Source organism: Streptosporangium sp. NPDC001559, assembly GCF_042893955.1.
Classification (GTDB): Bacteria; Actinomycetota; Actinomycetes; order Streptosporangiales; family Streptosporangiaceae; genus Streptosporangium.
Genome location: NZ_JBIAVG010000012.1, coordinates 63,176 through 86,234, shown reverse-complemented (window position 1 = coordinate 86,234; position 23,059 = coordinate 63,176). Strand labels below are relative to the sequence as shown.

General features: G+C 69.1%; 24 protein-coding genes. 14 read left to right on the top strand and 10 right to left on the bottom strand.

The features are described from left to right. The first annotated feature begins 132 nt into the window (after nucleotides 1–132). The 7 genes from rpsF (at nucleotide 133) to ACFYY8_RS25870 (ending at nucleotide 4,559) form a co-directional block, all read left to right on the top strand. Nucleotides 133–423: a 30S ribosomal protein S6 gene (gene rpsF / locus ACFYY8_RS25900; protein WP_068928239.1), complete on the top strand. Its 291-nt coding sequence runs from the start codon at nucleotides 133–135 to the stop codon at nucleotides 421–423. 76 nt (nucleotides 424–499) lie between these two features. Continuing rightward, on the top strand, nucleotides 500–1,087 hold the full coding sequence (locus tag ACFYY8_RS25895) for a single-stranded DNA-binding protein (protein ID WP_390045143.1): 588 nt from the start codon (nucleotides 500–502) through the stop codon (nucleotides 1,085–1,087). A gap of 110 nt (nucleotides 1,088–1,197) precedes the next feature. Then, complete coding sequence (rpsR, locus tag ACFYY8_RS25890) at nucleotides 1,198–1,434, top strand: 30S ribosomal protein S18 (RefSeq protein ID WP_012895699.1); 237 nt, start codon at nucleotides 1,198–1,200, stop codon at nucleotides 1,432–1,434. Nucleotides 1,435–1,448: 14 nt separating this feature from the next. Beyond that, a complete protein-coding gene (rplI, locus tag ACFYY8_RS25885; RefSeq protein ID WP_390045141.1) occupies nucleotides 1,449–1,895 on the top strand; it encodes a 50S ribosomal protein L9 in 447 nt (148 codons plus the stop codon). Nucleotides 1,896–2,062: 167 nt separating this feature from the next. Beyond that, nucleotides 2,063–2,947, top strand: a complete 885-nt coding sequence (locus ACFYY8_RS25880; RefSeq protein WP_390045139.1) for an ABC transporter substrate-binding protein — start codon at nucleotides 2,063–2,065, stop codon at nucleotides 2,945–2,947. After that, nucleotides 2,947–3,810: an amino acid ABC transporter permease gene (locus ACFYY8_RS25875; RefSeq protein ID WP_390045137.1), complete on the top strand. Its 864-nt coding sequence runs from the start codon at nucleotides 2,947–2,949 to the stop codon at nucleotides 3,808–3,810. Before ACFYY8_RS25880 ends, ACFYY8_RS25875 begins: the two co-directional genes overlap by 1 nt. Continuing rightward, nucleotides 3,807–4,559 (top strand): amino acid ABC transporter ATP-binding protein, encoded by a 753-nt coding sequence (locus tag ACFYY8_RS25870; protein ID WP_390045135.1) that lies wholly within the window; start codon nucleotides 3,807–3,809, stop codon nucleotides 4,557–4,559. The genes ACFYY8_RS25875 and ACFYY8_RS25870 overlap by 4 nt, the downstream gene beginning before the upstream one ends. 3 nt (nucleotides 4,560–4,562) lie before the next feature. On the opposite strand, the gene ACFYY8_RS25865 is transcribed toward ACFYY8_RS25870, so the two are convergent. Both ACFYY8_RS25865 and ACFYY8_RS25860 read right to left on the bottom strand, forming a co-directional pair. Continuing rightward, the gene (locus ACFYY8_RS25865; RefSeq protein ID WP_390045133.1) at nucleotides 4,563–5,984 is read right to left on the bottom strand and encodes an APC family permease; all 1,422 of its coding nucleotides are present in this window, start codon (nucleotides 5,982–5,984) and stop codon (nucleotides 4,563–4,565) included. A 218-nt stretch (nucleotides 5,985–6,202) separates the two neighbouring features. Next, on the bottom strand, nucleotides 6,203–7,513 hold the full coding sequence (locus tag ACFYY8_RS25860; protein WP_390045131.1) for an MATE family efflux transporter: 1,311 nt from the start codon (nucleotides 7,511–7,513) through the stop codon (nucleotides 6,203–6,205). Nucleotides 7,514–7,840: 327 nt separating this feature from the next. On the opposite strand from ACFYY8_RS25860, the gene dnaB reads away from it, so the two are divergent. Next, nucleotides 7,841–9,880: a replicative DNA helicase gene (dnaB, locus tag ACFYY8_RS25855; protein ID WP_390045129.1), complete on the top strand. Its 2,040-nt coding sequence runs from the start codon at nucleotides 7,841–7,843 to the stop codon at nucleotides 9,878–9,880. A 198-nt stretch (nucleotides 9,881–10,078) separates the two neighbouring features. Beyond that, nucleotides 10,079–10,654 (top strand): YdeI family protein, encoded by a 576-nt coding sequence (locus tag ACFYY8_RS25850; protein ID WP_390045127.1) that lies wholly within the window; start codon nucleotides 10,079–10,081, stop codon nucleotides 10,652–10,654. A gap of 3 nt (nucleotides 10,655–10,657) precedes the next feature. Here the strand turns inward: ACFYY8_RS25850 and ACFYY8_RS25845 are convergent, their stop codons facing one another. Together ACFYY8_RS25845 and ACFYY8_RS25840 are read right to left on the bottom strand one after the other, a co-directional pair. Then, nucleotides 10,658–11,377 carry a metallophosphoesterase gene (locus tag ACFYY8_RS25845; protein ID WP_390045125.1) on the bottom strand — a complete coding sequence of 240 codons (720 nt, stop codon included), beginning with the start codon at nucleotides 11,375–11,377 and terminating at the stop codon, nucleotides 10,658–10,660. 37 nt (nucleotides 11,378–11,414) lie between these two features. Continuing rightward, nucleotides 11,415–12,350 carry an NADP-dependent oxidoreductase gene (locus ACFYY8_RS25840; protein ID WP_390045123.1) on the bottom strand — a complete coding sequence of 312 codons (936 nt, stop codon included), beginning with the start codon at nucleotides 12,348–12,350 and terminating at the stop codon, nucleotides 11,415–11,417. Between the two features lie 99 nt (nucleotides 12,351–12,449). Between ACFYY8_RS25840 and ACFYY8_RS25835 the strand changes: the two genes are divergently transcribed. Next, nucleotides 12,450–12,854 carry a winged helix-turn-helix transcriptional regulator gene (locus ACFYY8_RS25835; RefSeq protein WP_390045121.1) on the top strand — a complete coding sequence of 135 codons (405 nt, stop codon included), beginning with the start codon at nucleotides 12,450–12,452 and terminating at the stop codon, nucleotides 12,852–12,854. Here the strand turns inward: ACFYY8_RS25835 and ACFYY8_RS25830 are convergent. The 4 genes from ACFYY8_RS25830 to ACFYY8_RS25815 form a co-directional block, all read right to left on the bottom strand. After that, nucleotides 12,843–13,601: an SDR family NAD(P)-dependent oxidoreductase gene (locus ACFYY8_RS25830; RefSeq protein ID WP_390045119.1), complete on the bottom strand. Its 759-nt coding sequence runs from the start codon at nucleotides 13,599–13,601 to the stop codon at nucleotides 12,843–12,845. The two genes, ACFYY8_RS25835 and ACFYY8_RS25830, sit on opposite strands and share 12 nt — an antisense overlap. 21 nt (nucleotides 13,602–13,622) lie before the next feature. Continuing rightward, entirely contained in the window at nucleotides 13,623–14,198 is a 576-nt protein-coding gene (locus ACFYY8_RS25825; protein ID WP_390045117.1) for a TetR/AcrR family transcriptional regulator, read from the bottom strand. Nucleotides 14,199–14,277: 79 nt separating this feature from the next. Then, complete coding sequence (locus ACFYY8_RS25820; protein WP_390045503.1) at nucleotides 14,278–15,003, bottom strand: ABC transporter permease; 726 nt, start codon at nucleotides 15,001–15,003, stop codon at nucleotides 14,278–14,280. A gap of 5 nt (nucleotides 15,004–15,008) precedes the next feature. Beyond that, complete coding sequence (locus tag ACFYY8_RS25815; protein WP_390045115.1) at nucleotides 15,009–15,908, bottom strand: ABC transporter ATP-binding protein; 900 nt, start codon at nucleotides 15,906–15,908, stop codon at nucleotides 15,009–15,011. Between the two features lie 131 nt (nucleotides 15,909–16,039). Between ACFYY8_RS25815 and ACFYY8_RS25810 the strand changes: the two genes are divergently transcribed. Next, nucleotides 16,040–17,542: a histidine kinase gene (locus ACFYY8_RS25810; RefSeq protein ID WP_390045113.1), complete on the top strand. Its 1,503-nt coding sequence runs from the start codon at nucleotides 16,040–16,042 to the stop codon at nucleotides 17,540–17,542. A gap of 10 nt (nucleotides 17,543–17,552) precedes the next feature. Continuing rightward, complete coding sequence (locus ACFYY8_RS25805; RefSeq protein WP_390045111.1) at nucleotides 17,553–18,209, top strand: response regulator; 657 nt, start codon at nucleotides 17,553–17,555, stop codon at nucleotides 18,207–18,209. A 306-nt stretch (nucleotides 18,210–18,515) separates the two neighbouring features. Here the strand turns inward: ACFYY8_RS25805 and ACFYY8_RS25800 are convergent, their stop codons facing one another. Continuing rightward, complete coding sequence (locus ACFYY8_RS25800; protein WP_390045109.1) at nucleotides 18,516–19,754, bottom strand: cytochrome P450; 1,239 nt, start codon at nucleotides 19,752–19,754, stop codon at nucleotides 18,516–18,518. Between the two features lie 443 nt (nucleotides 19,755–20,197). Continuing rightward, nucleotides 20,198–20,656: a MarR family winged helix-turn-helix transcriptional regulator gene (locus ACFYY8_RS25795; protein WP_390045107.1), complete on the bottom strand. Its 459-nt coding sequence runs from the start codon at nucleotides 20,654–20,656 to the stop codon at nucleotides 20,198–20,200. Between the two features lie 120 nt (nucleotides 20,657–20,776). On the opposite strand from ACFYY8_RS25795, the gene ACFYY8_RS25790 reads away from it, so the two are divergent. Together ACFYY8_RS25790 and ACFYY8_RS25785 are read left to right on the top strand one after the other, a co-directional pair. Next, nucleotides 20,777–21,778 carry an SMP-30/gluconolactonase/LRE family protein gene (locus ACFYY8_RS25790; protein WP_390045105.1) on the top strand — a complete coding sequence of 334 codons (1,002 nt, stop codon included), beginning with the start codon at nucleotides 20,777–20,779 and terminating at the stop codon, nucleotides 21,776–21,778. 85 nt (nucleotides 21,779–21,863) lie between these two features. Then, the gene (locus tag ACFYY8_RS25785) at nucleotides 21,864–22,619 is read left to right on the top strand and encodes a ZIP family metal transporter (RefSeq protein ID WP_390045103.1); all 756 of its coding nucleotides are present in this window, start codon (nucleotides 21,864–21,866) and stop codon (nucleotides 22,617–22,619) included. The last annotated feature ends 440 nt before the right edge of the window (nucleotides 22,620–23,059 follow it).

Here is a 23,059-nt window from a genome sequence, read left to right as displayed (position 1 = left end):
CGTCGCATGGGTGTGTTATCGCCACCCTCCGCCACGGTCGCCGAAATGGGCGTCCGCGGCGAAGACGTCAGCGTCCTCCTGTCACGACACGGTGTCGTGACCGCAAAAGTCCAGAGGAGGTTGGAAGCCAGCATGCGTCGTTACGAAGTGATGGTCATCCTCGACCCTTCGCTCGATGAGCGCACCGTGGCCCCTTCCCTCGACCAGTTCCTCAGTGTCGTCCGCAACGACGGCGGCACCGTGGAGAAGGTCGACGTGTGGGGTCGTCGCAGGCTCTCCTACGACATCGCCAAGAAGCCCGAGGGCATCTACGCCGTCATCGACCTGACCGCCGAGCCCGCGACGGTCAAGGAGCTCGACCGGCAGATGAACCTCAACGAGGGCATCCTCCGCACCAAGGTCCTGCGTCCGGACGTGCACTAACCCCGACTTTTGTCGGGAGGCAGCCGTACTCTGAGCCGATAGACCGCGAAAGGCCGCAGGAAGGGCAACGCTAGCCATGGCAGCAGGCGACACCACGATCACCATCGTCGGCAACCTCGTCGACGATCCCGAGCTGCGTTTCACCCCTACGGGGCAAGCCGTGGCCCGGTTCCGCATCGCGTCCACTCCGAGGTTCCTGGACAAGCAGACCAACGAGTGGAAGGACGGCGAAGGCCTGTTCCTGACCTGCAACGTGTGGCGGCAGGCGGCGGAGAACGTCGCCGAGAGCCTGCAGCGCGGCATGCGGGTCATCGTTCAGGGACGGCTGCGCCAGCGGTCCTATGAGACCAAGGAAGGCGAGAAGCGCACGGTCTACGAGGTCGAGGTCGACGAGGTCGGCCCGTCCTTGAAGAACGCGACCGCCAAGGTCAACAAGACCGCCCGTCAGGGCGGTGGCGGTGGCTTCGGTGGCGGTCCCGCCAACGACCCGTGGGCCTCGGCCGCGCCCGCTCCCCAGGGGGGCGGCAACTACGGCGGCGGTGGCAACAACTTCGGTGGCCAGCAGTCGGGTGGCGGCTTCGGCGGCGGTCAGCCGTCGGGCGGCAACTACGGCGGCGGCAACAACTTCGGTGGCGGCGACTTCAGCGACGAACCGCCCTTCTAGGTCCATCCACGGCCGTCCCTCGGGGCGGCCGGGACCGCAGCTGAGAAAACCAGTCCATATCCGCAGCGACCATTCCCGCCGTACGGCGGGGCTCTGAAAGGAGCACCACGATGGCCAAGCCGGCACTGCGCAAGCCTAAGAAGAAGGTTTGCCTGTTCTGCCACGACAAGATCTCCTACGTCGACTACAAGGACACGGCGCTGCTTCGGAAGTTCATCTCCGACCGCGGCAAGATCCGTGCCCGCCGGGTGACGGGCAACTGCACCCAGCACCAGCGTGACGTGGCGACCGCTATCAAGAACGCTCGTGAGATGGCGCTCCTGCCGTACATGAGCACCGCGCGCTAAGGAGGTCCGGACAGATGAAGCTCATTCTCACCAGTGAGGTCACCGGCCTCGGCGCCCCCGGCGACATCGTCGAGGTCAAGAACGGTTACGGCCGTAACTACCTGCTCCCCCGTGGCTTCGCGATCCTGTGGACCCGCGGTGGCGAGAAGCAGATCGCCTCGATCAAGAAGGCGCGCGACGCCCGCGAGATCCGCGACCTGGGCACCGCCCAGGAGGTCGCCGGTCAGCTCAAGTCCCTCAAGGTGGTGCTGAAGACGAAGGCGGGCGAGTCCGGCCGTCTCTTCGGTTCGATCACCACGAGTGACGTCGCCGAGGCCGTCAAGGCCGCCGGCGGCCCGCTGCTCGACCGCCGCCGCATCGAGATCGCCTCCGCGATCAAGAGCCTCGGCTCCCACCGGGTCAGCGTCAAGCTGCACCCGGAGGTCTCCGCAGCTCTCGACGTCGAGGTCGTCGCGGCCTGAGGCCACGCCGACGCCGTACGAGATCGTCTGTGACAGGGCTCCCTTCCCGCTGGAAGGGGGCCCTTGTCCGTTTGGGAAGCGCTATTCCCGACCGGTGGGGCTGGTTAACTTACCGTTACCACTAATACGTACAATTCGGGAGTTGTCGTTTCCCCTGGAGGTCCTCCATGCTTCGCCCCTCGATGCTGCTCGCACTCGGCGCCCTCGCCGCCACCGCGGTCGCCTGTGCGCCCGCGTCGGATTCGACGACCGGCACGGGCGCCGACGCCGGCAAGGCCGACGCGTCCGCACCCGCCACCTCCTGCGCCAAGGACCAGCTCGCTCTGAAGACGCCGGGCAAGCTGACCGTCGGCACCGACAAGCCGGCCTACGAGCCGTGGTTCAAGGACGACGACCCGTCCAACGGCAAGGGCTTCGAGAGCGCCGTCGTCTACGCGATCGCCAAGGAGCTCGGCTTCCAGAGCGGTGAGGTCGCCTGGTCGACGGTGAAGTTCGACTCGGCCTTCGCCCCCGGCGCCAAGCAGTTCGACTTCGACCTCAACCAGGTCTCCGTCACCCTCGACCGGGCCAAGGTCGTCGACTTCAGCGACGGCTACTACACGGTCAAGCAGGCCGTCGTCGCGCTGGCCGGTTCGAAGACGGCCGCCGCCACGGACCTGGCGGCCCTGAAGACCGCCAAGATCGGTGTGCAGGTCGGGACGACCTCGCTGCAGGCGGTCAAGGACGTCATCCAGCCCTCCGCCGAGCCGAACGTCTACAACGAGCAGATCGACGTGGTGAACGCGCTGAAGAACAAGCAGGTCGACGCCGTGGTCGTGGACCTGCCGACCGCCTTCTACGTGACCGCGGCCCAGGTCGAGAACTCCAAGCTGGTCGGTCAGTTCGGCGCCGCCTCCGGCACGCCCGAGGTCTTCGGCGCGGTCTTCGAGAAGGGCAGCCCGCTGGTGCGCTGCGTCAACGAGGCGATCGGCAAGCTGTCCGGCTCCGGTGAGCTGGCCAAGATCGAGCAGGAGTGGCTCGGCTCGGCGGCGGGCGCTCCGGAGCTGAAGTAGTGACCGTCCGACCCTCGCCGGACGCCTCCGGCTGGGTGAAGAGCGCCCGGCAGGTGGAGCGGGAACGCCTGCTCAGGCGGCGTTCGATCCGCTCGGGGTCGATCGCGACCGTCTCGACGCTCCTGGTGGTCGTCCTGCTGGTCTGGGGCGTCACCGCCTCGCCCGGCTGGGTGCGGGTCAGGGAGACGTTCTTCGACCCCGAGCAGTTCGTCAGGGCCTTCCCCGACGTGCTGAGCGGCTTCCTGCTCAACGTCAAGATCTTCCTGATCGCCGAGCCGCTGGTGCTCCTCGTCGGCCTGGCGGTCGCGCTGGTCCGCGGCCTCAGGTCGCCGGTGTTCTTCCCGCTGCGCGCCCTCGCGGTCGCCTACACCGACATCTTCCGCGGTGTGCCGACCATTCTGATCATCTACCTCGTCGGCTTCGGCCTGCCCGCCCTCGGCCTGCAGGGCATGCCGACGGACCTGGCGACGCTGGGCGTCATCGCGCTCACGCTGTCCTACGGGGCCTACGTCGCGGAGGTCTTCAGGGCGGGCATCGACTCCGTCCACCCCAGTCAGATCGCCGCGGCCAGGTCGCTCGGGCTGGGACACGGCGGCACCATGCGGCACGTCGTGCTGCCGCAGGCCGTACGACGGGTGGTGCCGCCGCTGCTCAACGACTTCGTCTCGTTGCAGAAGGACACCGCGCTTGTCGCCACGATCGGCCCGCTCGAAGCGCTGCGTCAGGCCCAGATCCACGCCGCGAGCACGTTCAACTACACCCCCTACCTGGTCGGGGCGTTGCTGTTCATCCTGCTGACCATTCCGCTCGCCCGTCTCACCGACTATCTGGCGGCCAGGTCCCAGCGGCGGAGGGGCCAGTGAAGGACACGAATCTGCTGACCGTCGAGGGTCTGTGGAAGAGCTACCACGGCCACCCCGTACTGCGGGGGATCGACCTTGAGGTACGGCCTCACGAGGTGGTCTGCCTGGTCGGCGCCTCGGGGTCGGGCAAGTCCACGCTGCTGCGTTGCGTGAGCCTGCTGGACACGGTGGACGACGGCGCCGTCCACCTCGACGGCAGGGACATCACCGACGTCCGCGCCGACCCGGACGCGGTGCGCAAGCGCATGGGCGTGGTCTTCCAGGCCTTCAACCTCTTCCCGCACATGACCGTGCTCGACAACATCACTCTCGCTCCCCGCAAGGTGCACGGCGTCGGCAGACGGCAGGCCGAGGAGCAGGCCCGTGAGCTGCTGGAGAGGTTCGGCCTGGCGGACAAGGCGGGGGCCTACCCCGACCGGCTCTCCGGGGGCCAGCAGCAGCGGGTGGCCATCGTCAGGGCGCTGGCCGTCAAGCCGCTGCTGATGCTGCTCGACGAGGTGACCTCCGCGCTCGATCCCGCGCTGGTCGCGGAGGTCCTTGAGGTCATCAGGGAGCTCAAGGCGAGCGGGATGACCATGATCCTGACGACCCACGAGATGGGCTTCTGCCGGGAGATCGCCGACACCGTCTGCTTCCTCGACGGCGGCGTGCTGCTGGAGAAGGCGCCTCCCGAGGAGTTCTTCACCGACCCCAAGGAGCCGAGGACCAGGCAGTTCCTGCGCAGTGTGCTCGACGCCCGCCGCATCTGAGCCTCAGCGTCTGTGTCGTCCCCGGAGGCCGGAGCCGACGGGGCCGCTCCCGTTCCCGGCGAGCACGCTGTTGTGCCTGCCGTACAGGAGGTAGACGAGCAGGCCGACGGCCATCCAGGCGGCGAAGTACAGCCAGGTGATGATCTGGAGGTTGACCAGCAGCCACAGGCAGGCGGCGATCGAGGCGACCGGCACGAAGGGGGAGAACGGCACGCGGAAGCCCCTGGGCAGGTCGGGCATGGTCCGCCGCATCCTGAGGACTCCCGCGGCCACGGCCACGAAGACGAACAGGGTGCCGATCACGACCAGAGGTTCGAGCGTGAGCACCGGCACGAACTCGGCCATGAGGATCGCCACGACGCCGATGAGCAGCGTCACCCGGGTCGGGCTGCGGTAACGCCGGTCGACCTTGGCCAGAGAGCGGGGGAAAAGGCCGTCCCTGGCCATGGAGAACATGACGCGGGTCAGGCCGACGAGCAGCACCAGGACGACCGTGGTGAGGCCCAGGACCGCGCCGAGGTTGATGACGTGCACCATGAAGCCCTCACCCGCCGCGCGGAAGGCGTTGGCGAGCGGCGCCTCGGTGTCGATCCTGTCGTAGGAGATCATGCCGACCATCACCAGCGCGACCGCGATGTAGACGACCGTGGTGACGATCAGGCTGCGGATGATGCCCTTGGGCACCGACAGGGGTGCGTCCTCGGCCTCCTCGGCGGCGGTGGCCACGACGTCGAAGCCGATGTAGGCGAAGGTGATGACCGCCGAGGCGGCGAAGATGCCGAACCAGCCGAACGCGCCCGGCTGGCCGAACAGCAGGCCGAGCAGCGGTGAGTGCAGGGCGTCGACGGACGGTCCGGCGGGGGCCGGGGGGACCGGGATGGCCGACAGGTTGCGCTGGTCGAAGTGGGTGACGCCGACCACGATGACGGCGCCGATGGCCAGCAGCTTGGCGGCGACGATGACGCGCAGGGCCCGCAGGCCGATCCTGGTGCCCAGCGTGATCACGGCCGTCATCAGCACCAGGATGAACAGTGTGAACAGGTCGAACCCCTCGGAGCGGCCGACGAACGAGGCCAGGGGTTCGGGGAAACGCACTCCGAGGTCGGTGAGCAACTGGGCGGCGTACAGCGACCAGACGCGGGAGACGCCCGCGCCGGCCAGCAGCAGTTCGAGCACCAGGGCCCAGCCGACCGCCCAGGCCCAGACCTCGCCGAAGATGACGTAGGTGAAGGTGTAGGCGCTGCCCGAGGTGGGCAGCGCCGAGGATAACTCGGCGAAGCAGAAGGCGACGAGCAGGCTGGTGATACCGGCGATCATGAACGAGAGGACGACACCGGGGCCCGCCATGGTGGCCGCCTGGCGTCCGGCGAGGCTGAAGATGCCCGCGCCGATCATGACACCGACGCCCATGACCACGAGGTCCATGGGTCCGTACGCCTTGGGCAGGCCATGGCGCGCGCCGCCGGTCCATCGGTTTGTCGCTTCACTGGGGGGTAGGCGGCGGACGATCGACGAGGAGTGACCTTCGGGCACGACGTGTCTCAATCATGGAGGGTGGACAACCGTATTGCCGGACTGCTCACAGTGCCGCAGGGGGCGCCGTGGGACAAGAGTCTGCTGGTTACGTGGCGGACACCTCCCGATCACGCACCGATCACCAGCCACGCCCCGCCTCTGGCCCGCAGCCCCAGGGCGAGGAACCGGGCGCCCATCCACACCCCCAGCGCCAGCCACAGCATGACCAGACCGCCGCCCGACAGGACGACCGCCAGCGCGACCGGCAGGTAGGCCAGCGTCGTCCACAGGCCCGCCCAGGCGAGATAACGCTGGTCACCGGCACCGATGAGCACCCCGTCCAGGACGAAGACCACCCCGGCGACCGGTTGCAGGAGCGCCACGACCAGCAGCGGGCCGAGCAGGTGCTCGGTGACCTGGGGGTCGGCGTCGAAGACGCCCGGCACGAACGGCCTGGCGGCGAGGACCAGGAGCCCGAGCACCACGCCGGAGCCGACCCCCCACCCGACCATCCTGCGGGTCGCCTGCCGTGTCGCCTCGGCGTCCCCGGCGCCCAGGGCGTGGCCCGTGATGGCCTGCCCGGCGATGGCGATGGCGTCCAGGGCGAAGGCCAGCAGCGTCCAGATCCTGAGGGCGATCGTGTGGGCCTCGATCTGTCCCTCTCCCATGCGGGTGGCCAGCGTGGCCGCCACGGCCAGCACCACCTGCAGGCACGCCGTACGGATGATCAGGGCGACCCCGGCCGTTCCCGCCGACCTGATGCCCGCCAGGTCGGGGCGGACCGGCGCGCCGTACCGGCCGAAGACGAGGGTCAGGTAGATGACGGCGCCCAGCGACTGGGCCAGCACCGTGCCCCAGGCGGAGCCCGCCACACCCCAGCCGAGACCGAGGACGAACAGGACGTTGAGCAGCGCGTTCAGCGCGAAGGAGCCGACCGAGACCAGCAGCGGGGTCGTGGTGTCCTGCATGCCCCGCAGTACGCCGGTCCCGGCCAGCACCAGCAGCATGGCGGGCACACCGAGCAGGCTGATCCGCAGGTAGGTCACCGCCTGCAGGGCCATCTCCCCCTCCGCGCCGACCAGGGAGACCAGTGAGGGCGCGAGCGGCCAGACAACGGCGATGATCGCCAGCCCGGCGGCCGCGGCCAGCCAGAGGCCGTCGCCGCCGTGCCGTACGGCCTGCGCGGTGTTGCCCGCCCCGACCTGTCGGGCCACTGCGGCCGTCGTGCCGTAGGCGAGGAAGACGCACAACGAGACCAGCGCGCCGAGCACCGTGCTCGCCACTCCGACGGCGCCGAGCGCGGGCGCGGGCAGGTGGCCGACGATGACGGTGTCGGTCAGCAGGAACAGGGGTTCGGCCACCAACGCTCCGAAGGCGGGGACCGCCAGACGCAGGATCTGCCTGTCATGGTCGCGGCCCGTCCGGGAGGTAAGCGGCATAGCTGCATTGTGTCTCTTACCGCCGAGGAGGGCGTCGGCGGGACCAACGGGACGGCCGGGGAGGCTCACGGCGTGTCGCCGCAACTTTCTTTTCTCCACAGGCGGTGGATTAAGTTTTCCCAGCTCAGCAAGGACTTGTGGACAAACACCGCTGGTTATCCACAGGACTTTCCCCAGGCTGCCCACATGTCTGGCCGAGAACTGCACACCTTATCCACACCCCTGTCGACAGGCCGCGTTGCCACGTCGTCCAGGGGGCGCGAGACTGTCAGACCGGTCGGCTAAACCTTAAGATGGCGAAACCATGTTCGAATGAGGGGGTGCGAGGTGAGTATCGCGGAGCCACCTGTCTTCGAGCCTGGATTCGAGCGCACCCCGCCGAACAACATCGAGGCCGAGCAGTCCGTCCTCGGCGGCATGCTCCTGTCCAAGGACGCCATCGCCGACGTCGTCGAGATCCTCAAGTCCGACGACTTCTACCGCCCCGCCCACCAGCTCATCTACGACATCATCACCGACCTGTACGGCAGGGGCGATCCGGCCGACGCCGTCACCATCTTCGGTGAGCTGCAGAAACGCGGCGAGGTCGCCCGCGTCGGCGGCGCCGCCTACCTCCACACGCTGACCTCCGTCGTGCCGACCGCCGCCAACGCGGGCTACTACGCGCGCATCGTCCGCGAACAGGCCATCCTCAGACGCCTCATCGAGGCGGGCACCCGCATCGTCTCCTTCGGGTACGGCGGGCAGGACGAGGAGGTCGACGACCTCGTCGACCGCGCCCAGGCCGAGATCTACAAGGTCACCGAACGCCGCACCTCCGAGGACTACGTCCCCCTCGCCGAGATCATGCCGGGCGCCCTCGACGAGCTTGAGGCCATCGGTGGCAGAAGCGGCCAGATGGTCGGCGTCCCCACCGGCTTCCAGGACCTCGACGGCCTCACCAACGGCCTCCACCCCGGCCAGATGATCGTCGTGGCCGCCCGGCCCGCCATCGGCAAGGCGCTCGCCCTCGACACCCCCCTGCCGACCCCGGACGGCTGGACCACCATGGGCGAGGTCGGCCGGGGAGACCACCTCATCGGCTCCGACGGCAGGCCGACCCGGGTCGTCGCCGTGACCGACGTGCTGCACGGGCGACCCTGCCACGAGGTCGAGTTCGACGACGGCACGGTGATCGTCGCCGACGCCCTGCACCAGTGGCGGACGGAACACGCCGTGGTGACGACCGAGGAGATCGCCCGCACGCTCCACGCGGAGGACGGCGGGCCCGCCCACGCGGTCGCGGTCGCGGCGCCGTTCGACCTTCCCGAGCGCGACCTGCCGCTGCCGCCGTACGAACTCGGCGAGGCCCTTCTCAAGGGCGGGCGCGTCCCCCGGGCCTATCTGCGGGCGTCCCCGAAGCAGCGCCGCGAGCTGCTCAAGGTCCTGACGGGCGGCGCTGGGCGGATCCGGATCGCCGCGACGGAGGGGCCGCACGCCGAGGACGTCCTCGAACTGGCCCTGAGCCTCGGCCACCGGGCGACCGTGATCGATCACGGGGCCGACCGCGTGATCGATCTGGCCACCGCGTCCGTCCGGCACATCGTGGACGTCAGGGCGGTGCCCTCGGTGCCGGTCAGGTGCGTCGAGGTGGACAACGCCGACCACACCTACCTCGCGGGAAGGGCCTGCGTGCCCACCCACAACAGCACGCTCGGGCTGGACTTCGCCAGGTCCGCCGCGATCAGGCACGGTATGACCACCGTCGTGTTCTCGCTGGAGATGTCGCGCAACGAGATCACGATGCGTCTGCTGTCCGCCGAGGCCAAGGTGTCGCTGCAGTCGATGCGCTCGGGCACGATGACCGACGACGACTGGGCCAAACTGGCCAGGCGGATGGGCGAGGTGGCCGAGGCGCCGCTGTTCATCGACGACTCGCCCAACATGTCGATGATGGAGATCCGGGCCAAGTGCCGCCGCCTCAAACAGCGTAACGACCTGCGCTTCGTCATCATCGACTACCTGCAGCTGATGTCCTCGCCCAAGAAGACGGAGAGCCGTCAGAACGAGGTCTCGGAGATCTCCCGAGGGATCAAGCTTCTCGCCAAGGAGCTTGAGGTCCCGGTCATCGCGATCTCCCAGCTGAACCGTGGTCCGGAACAAAGAACCGACAAACGCCCCATGGTCAGCGACCTTCGCGAATCCGGATCTATCGAGCAAGACGCGGACATGGTCATCCTTCTGCACCGGGAGGACGCCTACGAGCGGGAGTCTCCCCGGGCGGGCGAGGCCGACCTGATCGTGGCCAAGCACCGTAACGGTCCGACCGCCACGGTCACCGTGGCCTTCCAGGGTCACTACAGCCGTTTCGTCGACATGGCGCACTGAACGCCCGGACCGTCGCGGTCGACGGCGGTTTCGCAGGGCCGGGCGTCCGTCGCGGACCGGAGGAGCGGGGTCGTTCCCGGGCCGACACGTGCTCTGAGCCGGATCCCCTGTGGGCGCCCGGCTCAGCCCGCCCCACGACCCCGCCGTACCCGGTTTGCAGTGGTTTCGGAGGCGGCTTCCGCGTGGTTGACTGGCGCGATGAGTGATGATCCGGAGAGCCTCTTCTTCCCTTCTGCTGAGGCGTTCGAGGAATGGCTGGCCGCCAATCACGCCTCCTCGTCAGGACTCTGGCTCAGGGTCGCCAGGAAGGTGCCGGGGGTCGAGTCGCTGGACTACCCTCGGGCGCTCGACGTCGCGCTGTGCTACGGCTGGATCGACGGGCAGAAGAGAGGCTTCGACACCACGTACTGGTTGCAGCGGTTCACCCCGCGCAGGCCGCGGAGCAGGTGGTCGAAGGTCAACCGTGACAAGGTCGCCGCACTGCTCGAACAGGGCAGGATGCAGCCCGCGGGCCTGCTGGAGGTCGAGCGCGCGAAGGCGGACGGCCGCTGGGAGGCGGCCTACGACGGGGCGCGGACCGCGACCGTGCCCGAGGACCTGGAGCTTGCCCTGGCCGGCAACCCCGTCGCGCGGGAGTTCTTCACGACGCTGGACAGCCGTAACCGCTACGCGGTCCTGCACCGTGTCCAGGAGGCCAAGAAGCCGGAGACCAGGGCACGCCGCATCGCGCAGTACGTCACGATGCTCGCCGAGCACAGGAAGATCTACCCCTGAGCCCTAAAGGATCGGCCGGACATGGGTGGTGAGACGGTCGCCGTCCAGGACGTGCAGGGCGATCTGCGGAGGTAGGGAGAGGTCGAACGAGCGGCGTTCCGCGGTCTCCGTGGGCAGGAGCAGGGTGTTGATCACGCCGGGGGCGACCAGCAGGGGACGGCCGGCGAACCAGGTGCTCGCGGGGGTGTGGGCGTGTCCGGCCAGGACGGCGACCACCTGGGGGTGGCGGCGCAGGACGGCTTCGAGCCGCTCGGGTTCGCCCAGCCGGATGTCGTCCACGTACGGGATGCCCAGCGGGACGGCCGGGTGGTGCATGCCCACGAGGGCCGGGACGTCGGGCGACTCGGCGAGCACCCCGTCGAGCCAGGCGAGGGTCTCCTCCGCCAGCAGGCCGTCGTGCCGTCCGGGAACGCTGGAGTCGCACAGGGCGACGACGAGGCCGTCGAGCCGCAGGACCTGGTTGACGGGGGCGTCGCCGTCCTGGCCGAGGAGGACCTTGCGGAAGGCGGCCCGGGAGTCGTGGTTGCCGGGGCAGATCACGACCGGGTGGCGTGAGGTGAGCGCCTGCCTGGCGATCTCGTACTCCTCGACCGTGCCGTGGTCGGCGATGTCCCCGGTCACGATGACGGCGTCGAGCGGACCGGGCAGGCCGTCCAGGTGACGCATGACGGCTCGGGTCCGTTCGACGCTGCGGGGGGAGTCATCGATGTGGATGTCGCTCACGTGGGCCAGTGTCAGCATCGTCCAAGATTGACACGCGTCAGGGGAGCAGGACGAGGCGCCCCCTGAGGCCGCCCTGGCTGAACCGTTCGTGGGCCTTCGCGGCCTCGTCGAGGGGGAGGGTGTCGGCGACCCTGAGGCTCAGCCGTCCCTCGCCCGCCAGTCCGGCGAGCTCGGCGAGTCGTGCGCCGTCGGCGCGGATCCAGACGTTGGACACCCTGGTGCCGCGCAGCGGGCGGGGGACCGCGCCGTCGAGAACGGCCACGAAGGAGCCGCCGCCGCGCACGGCGGTGAGCGCCGCCGTACCGACCACGGCGGCGTCGACCGCGCCGTCGACCCCTCCGGGCACGAGGCTCCTTACGGCCGCGCCGAGTTCGGCGCCGCGTGGCACGAAGAACTCGGCACCGAGGCGACGGACGAGGTCCTCGTCCTCCTGGCCCGCGACGGCGACGACCCGCAGCCCGCGCAGTACGGCCAGCTCCACGGCGTAGCCACCGACCGCCCCCGCGGCGCCGGTGACCAGAACGCTCTGGCCTTCGGACAGTTCCAGCAGGTCGAGCGCCTGGTCGGCGGTGAGGGAGTTGAGCGGGAGCGTGGCCGCCTGTACGGCCGTGACGCCGCCGGGGATGAGGGCCAGGGCGTCGGCGTCCAGCACGACCTGTTCCGCGTAGGCGCCCAGGGGCAGGTCGAGCCGGTCGACCAGGCCCACGACCCGGTCGCCGGGGGCGAACCCGGTGACGCCCGTGCCGACCTCCTCGACCACCCCGGCCAGGTCCCAGCCGATCCCGTGCACGTCACGCCGGTCGGCGAGTCCGAGCGCGACGAGGCCTCCGGCCCTGGTCGCCACGTCAACGGGGTTGACGCCCGCCGCCTCGACCCGGACCCTGACCTGTCCCACGCCCGTCCCGGGGACGGGGACCTCCTCGACCTCAAGCACTTCCGGTCCGCCGAACGAACGAACGACCACAGCGCGCATCATCGCCTCCTCAGGGTTTCGATGAAGCGAACCTATGGAGTGTTACTCTCCATAAGGAAGTACGCACCCGGAAGTGCGTACCGCACCGGAAGGGGCGCCATGACCACCCGTACGGCGGCGCAGCGGCGACAGGAGGCGAAGGCGGCCTATGACGCCTTCCTGGCCACCTGCCCGGCCAGGCAACTGCTCGACGCGATCAGCGACAAGTGGGTCAGCCTGGTCCTGAACGCCCTGTCCGGCGGCCCGAGGCGCTACAGCGACCTGGACAGGATCATCGCCGGCGTCAGCCAGAAGATGCTCACCCAGACCCTGCGGAACCTGGAGCGTGACGGCCTGGTGGAAAGGACGGTCACCCCCTCGGTCCCGGTGCGGGTCGACTACGCCCTCACCGACCTCGGCCGTGACCTCCAGATCCTCATGCTGGCCATCAAGTCGTGGGCGGAGGGCAACATCGAGCAGGTCCACGACGCCAGGGAGGCCTACGACGCGCGATCAGGCGGTTGAGCCGCCGTCGGCGACGATGTCGGCTCCGACCACGTATCCCGCATCGGCCGAGGCCAGCCACAGGACCGTGCCGGTCGCCTCGTCGAGGGAGCCGACGCGGCCCGCCGGGACCTGGCCCTTCATGCGCTCGGCCCGGTCGGCCTCGGTCTCGCCGGGCCGCATGGACATCGTCGTGTCGTGGCTGCCGGGGCTGAAGGCGTTGATCCGCACGCCCTGGCCGATGTACTCCAGCGCGGCGGTGCGGGTCAGCGCGGTCACCGCGGCCTTGGAGGCGGCGTAGGCGCCGAACCCGGGCAGGCGCTTGTGCGCGCCGATCTGGGAGCTGAAGTTGACGATCGCTCCGCCGCCCCCGGCGACCATGGCCGGGATCTCGTGCTTCATCGACAGGAAGACGCCGGTCAGGTTGACGTCGAGCACCCGGGCGAAGTCCTCCTCCGGCTGGTCGGCGACCTTGCCCGTGGCCAGCACCCCGGCGTTGTTGACCGCGACGTCCAGCCTGCCGTACCGGCCGACGATCCCGCCGACCAGCGCGGCGACGGAGGCCGAGTCGGTGACGTCCGCGGTCAGCGCGGTGACCCGGCCACCCTCGATATCGGCGTCGGCCAGCTTCACGGTCTGCTCAAGGGCCTCGCGTCCACGGCCGGTGACGACCACCTGGGCACCCTCCCTGGCGAAGCCGAGGGCGACGGCCCTGCCGATGCCCGACCCGCCCCCGGTGACCAGGACGACCTTGTCGTGGAACCTCATGTCCCCTCCATATCGGAACGATCAGTCAAGAATTTTGAGTGCCTGAGCGGCCGCGTCGCGCAACCGTTCCGGGGAAGACCGCCCCTTGGCCATCAGCCGCAGGCCCTGCAGGAAGACCAGCAGGAAGCGGGCGAGCGCCACGGGATCACGGTCCCCGGGCAGTTCCCCCTGTGCCCGGGCCCTGATGAGCGCCGAGGTCAGCGCCGTCTCCAGGTGGGTCCAGTTGGCGTCGACGATCCCGGCGACCCGCTCGTCGCCGGGAAGGAGCTCACCCGCCGCGTTCGCGATCATGCAGCCGCGCCGGTCGCCGATCGAGTCCTCGGTGTAGAGCGTGACCAGCCCCCGTACGGCGGGCAGCGCGGCCCCGGGCTGGGACAGCAGTTCGACCGGCGAGGGGTTCCTGGAGTTCGCGTAGCGCCGCAGCGCCCTCAGGTAGAGGTCGTGCTTGCCGCCGAAGGTGGCGTACAGGCTGGCCCTGCCGATACCCAGCCGTTCGACCAGGTCACTCATGGAGGTCGCCTCGTAGCCACGCTCCCAGAACAGCTGGAGAGCCGCCTCAAGGGCGGTCTCCGGGTCGAACTCCTTCGTCCTCGCCATGAGGAGAGGCTATGCCTATTTGGAACGATCGGTCAAATAAGAATACGGCCCACGCCCCCGTGCGCGGGCCGTACCCGGACTACTCCCAGCGGAACAGCCGAATCGCCAGCGTCATCGTGACCAGTACGGTCCCCGCCATCACCACCAGGTGCAGCGGCTGCGGCGCGTGCCCCGCCCACGTGTCGCGCAGCGCCTGGGCGAACGGTGCCAGCGGCAGGAAGTCGCCGATCCGGCGCACCAGGTCGGGCAGCATCTCGCGGGGAATCCACATGCCCCCGACGAACAGCAGCGGGAACATCAGCAGCGAGCCGATCCCCGGCGCCGACTTGGCACTCGGCGCGACGGCCGCGATCAGCAGGCCGAGGCCGAGCAGCGAGGCGGTGCCCAGCAGGAACACCCCGACGAAGGCCAGCGGGCTCCCCGGCAGGGGAACCCCGACGATCACATGGCCCAGCACGACCAGCAGCAGGGTCGACAGCACCGCGACACCGATGTTGTTGACCACCTGTGCGACCAGCAGCCTGACCGGTGGCGCCGGAGTGGTGGACAACCGGCGCAGCACGCCGCTCTCCCGATAGGTCACCACCACGGCGGGCAACGCGGTCAACGCCATCGTCACCACGGACAGGATCACCATCATGCCCGGCAGCTGGGTGTCGATCGCCCGCTGTCCGCCCATCTCGGCGCTCGCCTCCTGGAAGGAGGGAATGCTGCCCAGCCCCAGCAGCAGCCCCAGGGGCAGCAGGATCGCGAAGATCGGCCCCGCCGGGTCACGGAGGAAGAGCTTCGCCTCCGTAATGATCATCTTGTTCACGTGGAGATCTTCTTTCCGGTGAGGGCGAGGAACGCGTCGTCGAGGGTGGCCTGCTCCGCCCGCAGGTCCTTGGGGACGATCCCGGCGGAGACCAGGGCGGTCGTGACCGCCAGCAGCAGCTCACCGCTTCCCGTGACCTCGATCCTGGAGCCGTCCCGCCGTACTCCGCTGACCTGGGGCAGGCCGGTGAACAACGCCGTGTCGAAGAGGGCGGGGGCGCGGAAGGTGACCCGCTGGGACTCGCCGACCCGCGCTATCAGCCCGTCGGGGCTGTCCACGGCGACCAGCCTGCCCGCGTCGATCAGCGCGAGCCGGTCACAGAGCCGTTCCGCCTCCTCCATGAAGTGCGTGACCAGCAGGATCGTCACCCCGTCCGCCCTGATCTGCTCGATGAGCTCCCAGGTGTCCCTGCGGGCCTGCGGGTCGAGACCGGTGGTCAGCTCGTCGAGGATCGCCACCCTGGGGTTGCCGACCAGCGCCAGCGCGATGGAGAGCCGCTGCTTCTGACCGCCGGAGAGCGTGGCGTACCGCGCGTCCCGCTTCTCGGCGAGCCCGACCCGCTCGATCAGCGCGCGCCAGTCGGCGGGCGCCCGGTAGAAGGAGGCGTACAGCTCCATCGCCTCCCACACCTTGATCTTCGCGGGCATGGCGGAACTCTGCAGCTGGACGCCGAGCTGCTCCTTGATCTCGGTGCGGTGAAGGCCACCCAGCACCTTCACGGTTCCGGCGTCCGGGACACGCAGCCCCGCGACGCACTCGACGGTGGTCGACTTGCCGGCGCCGTTCGGGCCGAGGACGCCGAAGATCTCCCCCTCCTCGACGGAGAAGGACACGCCGTCGACCACGAACCGGTCGCGGTACTTCTTTCTGAGGCCGTTGACCTCGATAACCTTCATGCCGACGACGCTAGGAAACCCGGCCGGAACGCAGAAGCCGTTTGGATACACGGCGAAGGTGGGGTTTCCTACACCCCGAAGGGGAGTTGTTGTCATTGGATGTCCGGTTCGGATCACCGACACTCATAGCCATGAGGCGACACACGGTGGCGGTCGGCAAAGCCCTGGCGATGGGGACGATGGCCCTGGCGGACCTTGTACTGCTCGTGATGAGCGCGTTCGCCGGGCTGCTCACCATCGTCGGATTGATCTTCTTCTTCCCGCCCGTGATCAGGGCGATCCGATGGCGTACGGCCATGGCCAGAAGACTGACGGGCAGGTGGCTCGGCATCGAGGTGCTCCCGTCGTACCTGCCTCCTCCGCCACCGGTCAGGCCCCAGCCCGACGGCTGGTACCGCTACCAACGCCAGCTCTACAAGACGCCGTGGTGGCCCGACTGGAACAACCGGACGAAGTGGATATTCACCGACCCCGCGACCTGGCGTGACACGGCCTGGGTGCTGCTCAACCCGATCGTCGGCGGCAGCCTGGTGCTCTTCCCCCTGGCCATGGCCGGTTACGGCCTGACCCTGCCCTGGCGTTGGGCACCGCAGGCCGCCCCCCTCGGACTCGCCATGGCGGTCCTCGGCGTCGCGGCGACCCCGTGGCTGCTGCGCTTCTACGGCTGGTGGAACAGGCTGCTGCTCGCGCCCACCGCCAGATCCGTACTGGCCGGCAAGATCAGGCGGCTCAACCAGGTCAGGCTGGACACGGTCGACTCCCAGGCCGCCGAACTACGGCGGATCGAACGCGACCTGCACGACGGCGCCCAGGCAAGGCTCGTCGCCATCGGCATGACCCTCGGCGCGGCCGAGGAACTGATCGACAAGGACCCCCAGGCGGCCAAGGCGCTGCTGGCCAAGTCGCGCGAGGCCTCATCGACCGCCCTCACCGAACTGCGTGACCTGGTCAGGGGCATCCACCCGCCGGTCCTGGCCGAACGGGGACTCGGCGACGCCATCAGGGCACTGGCGCTGGACAGCCCGCTGAAGATCAAGGTCACCGTGGACCTCAAGTCACGTCCCGAGGCACCCGTCGAGTCCGCGGTCTACTTCTCGGTCAGCGAACTGCTCACCAACGCCGCCAGGCACGGCGGCGCGGAACGCGTCTGGATCGACATCAGCGGCCAGGGCAGGACACTGCGCGTCACCGTCACCGACGACGGCTCCGGTGGCGCGGACCCCGCACGCGGCAGCGGTCTGGACGGCATCGAACGACGCCTGGCGGCCTTCGACGGGATACTCGCCCTCAGCAGCCCGCAAGGCGGCCCCACCACGGCCACGATCGACGTGCCCTACGCGCTGGTCACACCGCAGGGGGACACCCCCTCCATGCCCCGGTGGAAGTACGCGGCCGTCGCGATCGGCTGGTGCGTCGGCTGGCTCCCCACGTTCCCCCAGGGCCTGGTCCCCGCGATCCTCAAGTTCACCGGCACTGAGGATCGAAGCTGGTTCCTCGCGCTCTACCTGCCCGAACCGCTGCAGTGGCCGATGATCATCTTCAACATCCTCCTCGGAATGTCCCTGTACGGCATGGCCATCGGCATCCCCACCGCTCACTCCCACAAGCACGAACTCAGGAACGGATGCATCTAAAGTGGGACCGGTGCACCCCAGAGTCGTCATCGCCGAAGACCTCTACCTGCTGAGAGACGGCCTGGTCCACCTGCTCCAGGCCCACGACTTCGAGGTCGTCGCGGCCGTCGAGTCGGGCCCCGAACTGCTCACCGCCCTGACCACCCTGCGCCCCGACGTCGCCGTGGTCGACGTACGGCTCCCGCCCACGTTCACCGACGAAGGCCTGCAGGCGGCGCTGGCCGCCCGCAGGGCCGTACCCGGCCTGCCGGTGCTCGTCCTGTCCCAGCACGTCGAACAGCTCTACGCCCGCGAACTCCTGGCCGACGGCTCCGGCGCCGTCGGCTACCTCCTGAAGGACCGGGTGTTCAACGCCGAACAGTTCATCGACGCCGTACGGCGGGTCGCCGCGGGCGGCACCGCCATGGACCCCGAGGTGATCGCGAAACTCCTGGCCAGTACGGCCAGGCACGAACCGCTCGGCGAACTGACCCCCCGCGAACGGGAGGTGCTCGAACTGATGGCCGAAGGCCGTTCGAACGCGGCCATCGCCCAACGGCTCTACCTCAGTGAGAGCGCGGTCGGCAAACACACCGCGGGCATCTTCACCAAACTCGGCCTGTCCCCGTCGGACGACGACAACCGACGGGTACTGGCGGTGCTGGCTTACCTCAACGCCGCACGTTAACTTTGCGCCACCTTTGGTGGCGCGGGTTCGGGCGCTTCAGGCCAACGCTTTCCCTCGTCGCTCATCCGCTTCGCTCCTTCGCTCCTCAGTCCAAGCGTCGGCGCGCCCGAACCGACACTCCTCACACTTGGCACCGGTAAAGCCAGACCCTGCCTCCTTGCGCCGCCTGCGGCGTCGCGGGCTGGACGCCCTGAGTCGGTGCTTTCCCTCGTCGCTCATCCGCTGCGCTCCTGCGTTCCTCAGTCCAAGCACCGACGCGCCCAAGCCGGACACTCCTCACACTGAGGGCCGGGAAGACCAAACTCCTCACTTTCTGGAGGGTTGGCCCAGGCGGAGGGGGAGTTCGCTCAGGCCGTTGATGACCAGGGAGGGGAGGCGGTTCGGGGTGGGGGTTCCCTGGGCCAGGGTGAGGCCGGGGAAGCGGTCGAACAGGGCGGGCAGGGCGATGACGGCCTCAAGGCGGGCCAGGGGGGCGCCGATGCAGTGGTGTACGCCGACGCCGAAGGCCAGGTGTTCGGCCGGGGGCCTGGCCACGTCGAAGCGGTCGGCGTCCTGGCCGTGCTGGTGCGGGTCGTGGCCCGCGGCGAAGTAGGTCGCGAGGATGGCGTCACCCGCGGGAATGCGCACGCCGTCCACGTCGATGGGCTCCGTGGCGTACCGCAACGGGAAGTTGGCGACCGGCGGCGCCCAGCGCAGGGCCTCCTCGATCACCGCCTCCCAGGTGACCTCCCCCTCCCGGATCCGGCGTAGCTGCTCGGGGTGGGTGAGCAGGGCGTGGACCGTGCTGTCGATCAGGTCGACGGTGGTCTCGTGCCCGGCGCCGAGGAGGGCCAGCAGCGTGTCGCGCAGCTCGTCGTCGCTCAGCCGGTCGTCCTCGTAACGGGCGTTGATCAGCTCCGTGGTCAGGTCGTCCCCGGGGTGCTCGCGCTTGTGGGCGATCAGGGCGGGGAAGAACGTCCTGATCCTGGCCGAGGTCTCGGCCGCCTCCTCCGCGCTCGCGGCACTGTCGATGAAGGCCGTGGAGATCCAGGCGACCTCGGGACGCATGTCGTCGGGGACGCCGAACAACTCGCAGATCACCCGCAGCGGCATCGGGTGGGCGTAGGCGACACGCAGGTCGACGACCTGGTCGGCGGGCAGCCTGGTGAGGTCGTCGATCAGCTCGGCGGTGATCCGCTCGATGATCGGCCGCATGGCCAGGGTCCGGCGGCCGGTGAAGCTGGGGGCGACGAGGTTGCGCAGCCGCCGGTGCTCCATGCCGGAGGCGTTGACCAGGTTCCGCATGCCGATCCACAGGTTGAGCCAGCCCCACTCGGGCCGCGTGTCGACCTGCGGCCACAGGCTCCAGTACCGCTGTGGGTCCTTGCTGACCCTGGGGTCGAGAATGACCTGCTTGAGCAGGTCGTGGCGGGTGATGGCCCAGACGGGCACGCCACCGGGAAGTTCGACCTTGACCACGGTGCCCAGGGCACGCAGCCGGGACACCTCACCGGGAACGTCGCTTCCGTAGGGGTCCAGGACGATGGGTGAAGAGGAAATGGCCATGCGGACGCTCCCTGGAGGGTCGAGCGGATTGACGCGGGCCGGGACGAGCACACGGCGGCGGACGGGGTCGTCGCGTTCCAGAGGCCGAACCGGCGGCTCCACCGCCATGGGGGTCGCCCCTGCCACCGATGATCAGGGACCGTAAGAACCACGGCTCCCCGTTGTCGAACATTCGCCGGAGAATACCCAAACACTAAATACGTCGACGTCACAAGTCAACGAGTCTTCTTCGTCCAGGAGTTACCTCCACGGCATGGAGAATCATCGGCTCGGCGTGCGCGAAGCCAGGTCAAGCAGGCCGTACGGCCAGGCGGTCGGCACATGGAAACCGTTGACTGCGAACCACAGAAGGAAATCCCGTACCACGGAAAAAGCCTGAACCAGAAAAGGGCGACCACTGAAAAGAAAATGGTTCGCCCTTTTTCCGTCCGGGGAGATTTTCGCTACGACTCGGGCTCGGGCGCCGATCGGACGGCCTCCAGGAACTCGACGCAGCGGCCCAGCAGGGTGATCAGCGTCTCGCGCTCCTCGGGGCTGAACTTCGCGGCGAGCCCCCGTTCGACACGCACCGCGCGGGGGTCGGCCGCGGCCAGCACCCGCTCACCCTTCTCGGTGAGGCGGGTCTCCAGGACGTTCCTGTGCCACTCGTGCGGGGTGCGCTCGATCAGGCCGTGCTCCTGGAGGTTCTTGAGCACGGTGTTCATCGTCGGCGGGGTGACCGCGCACGCCCTGGCCAGCGCGGCGGCCGAGATGCCGGGGCTGGCGGAAAGGTGCAGCAGCGCCGCGTACTGCGACACGGTCAGCCCGGCCTGCTTCAGCGCGGCGTTCTTGGCCGCGTTGAGCGCCTGCTCAGCGCGCTTGAGGTGGGAGCCCAGGCGCTCGGAGAGCGGCAACTCGGTCATCTCCGCATGGTAACAACCCGTGAATTAAAGCGTTGACGACCATTAGAGTTCTAACTAGTGTATGTACACGAACAAGAGATATACATCTTTCAAGCATGTGAAGCCGAACAGAAGGGCGCCATGTCTTCGCCTCGTCTGATCGTGGCCGCCGCGGCCACGACCCTCACCGCGCTGCTCTCCCTCACCCCCGCGCTGCCCGCGTCTGGCGCGTCGACCACGGCAAACCAGATCACGCGGGCACGGATCTCCACCGCGTACGAGCTTCCCGGCGACCGGGTCTACCCCGAGGGCGTCGCCGTCGATCCGCGCACCGGTGACCTCTACGCCGGCTCCTACACCGACGGCACGGTCTTCAAGATGACACCGGGTCACCGGACGGCCCGGATCTTCCTGCCCGCGGGCGCCGACGGGCGTGACACCGCCAACGGGCTCAAGGTCGACCGTGCGGGACGGCTGTGGGTCACCGACTCGACGACCGGGGTCTCGGTCTACGACACGCGCACCCGCCGCCTGCTGGCGAGCTTCGACGTCCCCGGGCAGGCCCCGGCCTTCGTCAACGACCTCGCCATCGCCCCGGACGGCAGCGCCTACCTCACCGACAGCGTCCGCTCCGTGGTCTACCGCGTCACGCCGCGGCAGGTGGCGGCCGGAGGCCGGATGACGCTCACCGTCCGCTTTGACCTGGGCGAGGCCCTCGACCCCCACGAGTCCGGCACGTTCACCCTCAACGGGATCGTCGCCGACCCCTCGGGGCACTACCTGCTGACCGCCGACATGACCGGTGGCGACCTGTACCGCCTCGACATCGCCTCAGGAGCGATCCGCAGGGTGACGCTGACCGGAGGCGACACGCTGCACGCCGACGGGCTCGAACTGCGGGGCGGCAGGCTCTGGGTGGTCCACAACACCGAAAACACCATCAGCCGCTGGAAGGTGACACGGGACGGCTCCGCGGCCAAGGTCGAGCGGCGGCTGACCGACAAGGCCCTCCAGCTCCCGACGACGCTGGCGTTCGGGAACGGCACGCTCTACGTGGTCCGCTCCCAGTTCGACAAGGGCGGCCCGCTCGGCTCTGGAATCCCGCGGACCCCCTTCACCATCGCCTCGGTACGGGGCATCTGACCACGCTCCCCCGCCTCGCGAGAATATGGGACATTCATTACCCGTTCCTGGGAAATGTCGCCCGCCGCGGGAGGGGGAGACGGCTGTGCCGCAGTGGCTCCAAGCAGGTCTGTGGGGAACCGCCGCCGGGGGAGCCCTCGTCGTGGGGGCGGCGGTCGCCTGGCTGGTACGGGTCCCGGCCGTGATCATCGCCGGGATCATGGCCTTCGGCGCGGGCGTGCTGATCTCGGCGCTGTCCTTCGAGCTCATCGACGAGGCCGAACGCTCAGGGGGACTCCTCCCCACGGCGGTCGGCTTCCTCGCCGGCGCCTGCGCCTACGTCGCGGCCAACACCCTCCTCGCCCGGTACGGCGCCCGCCACCGCAAACGCTCCGGCGACAGGCAACCGTCCGAAGGCGACGTCCAGGGCAGCGGTACGGCCATCGCCGTCGGCGCCCTGCTCGACGGAGTCCCCGAGTCGGTCGTGCTCGGCCTGTCACTGCTCGACGGCCGGGGCGTCGGGATCGCGGTCCTGGCGGCCGTCTTCGTCTCCAACGTCCCCGAGGGACTCTCCAGCGCGGCGGGCATGAAGCAGGCCGGGCGCGGCGCGCCGTACGTCTTCGGGGTCTGGGGCGGCATCGCCCTGGTGAGCGGGCTGGCGGCCCTCGTCGGCCACCTCACCCTCCAGGACGCCTCACCCGCCACCGTCTCGATGATCACTGCCGTGGCCGCCGGGGCGATCCTCACCATGGTCGCCGACACGATGATCCCCGAGGCCTTCGAACGCGCCCATCTCTTCACCGGTCTCATCGCCACCCTGGGCTTCCTGGCGTCCTTCACCGTCGAACGCCTCGGCGCGTAGCCGGTCCAGAGTCGTAGACGTTCCACCCGGGGTCCGCCGCGCCGAAAGTCAGCGATGACCAGGGCGTTCGCCCGGTCTCGGAAGCCGTTACACGCTCATTACACGGCGATGAGAACGCGCTGACAAACCTGGTTCAGAGTCATGACCGATCAACGAATCGTTGGAGGTCACGCCTTCGTCCGAAACCGGACCGAGCCGGTTCTCCTTTCCTTGGTGACGGCCATGGGAAACCGAAGCGACAGGAACCATCACCACGGCGTCCGGTCCGCCGGCAGCGGTTCTTAACCAACATCAACGCCAGAGGGCCAACTTCAGACGTCGACAGGGGTGGTCGGAATTCCAGCGTCGTTGACGATCGACAAGTTCAGTGACCGTGCTTCCAGGCGAACGCAGGAGCGGGACATCGTCGCGGGCGAGGTGAGGCCGTCGCCGGTGAAGGC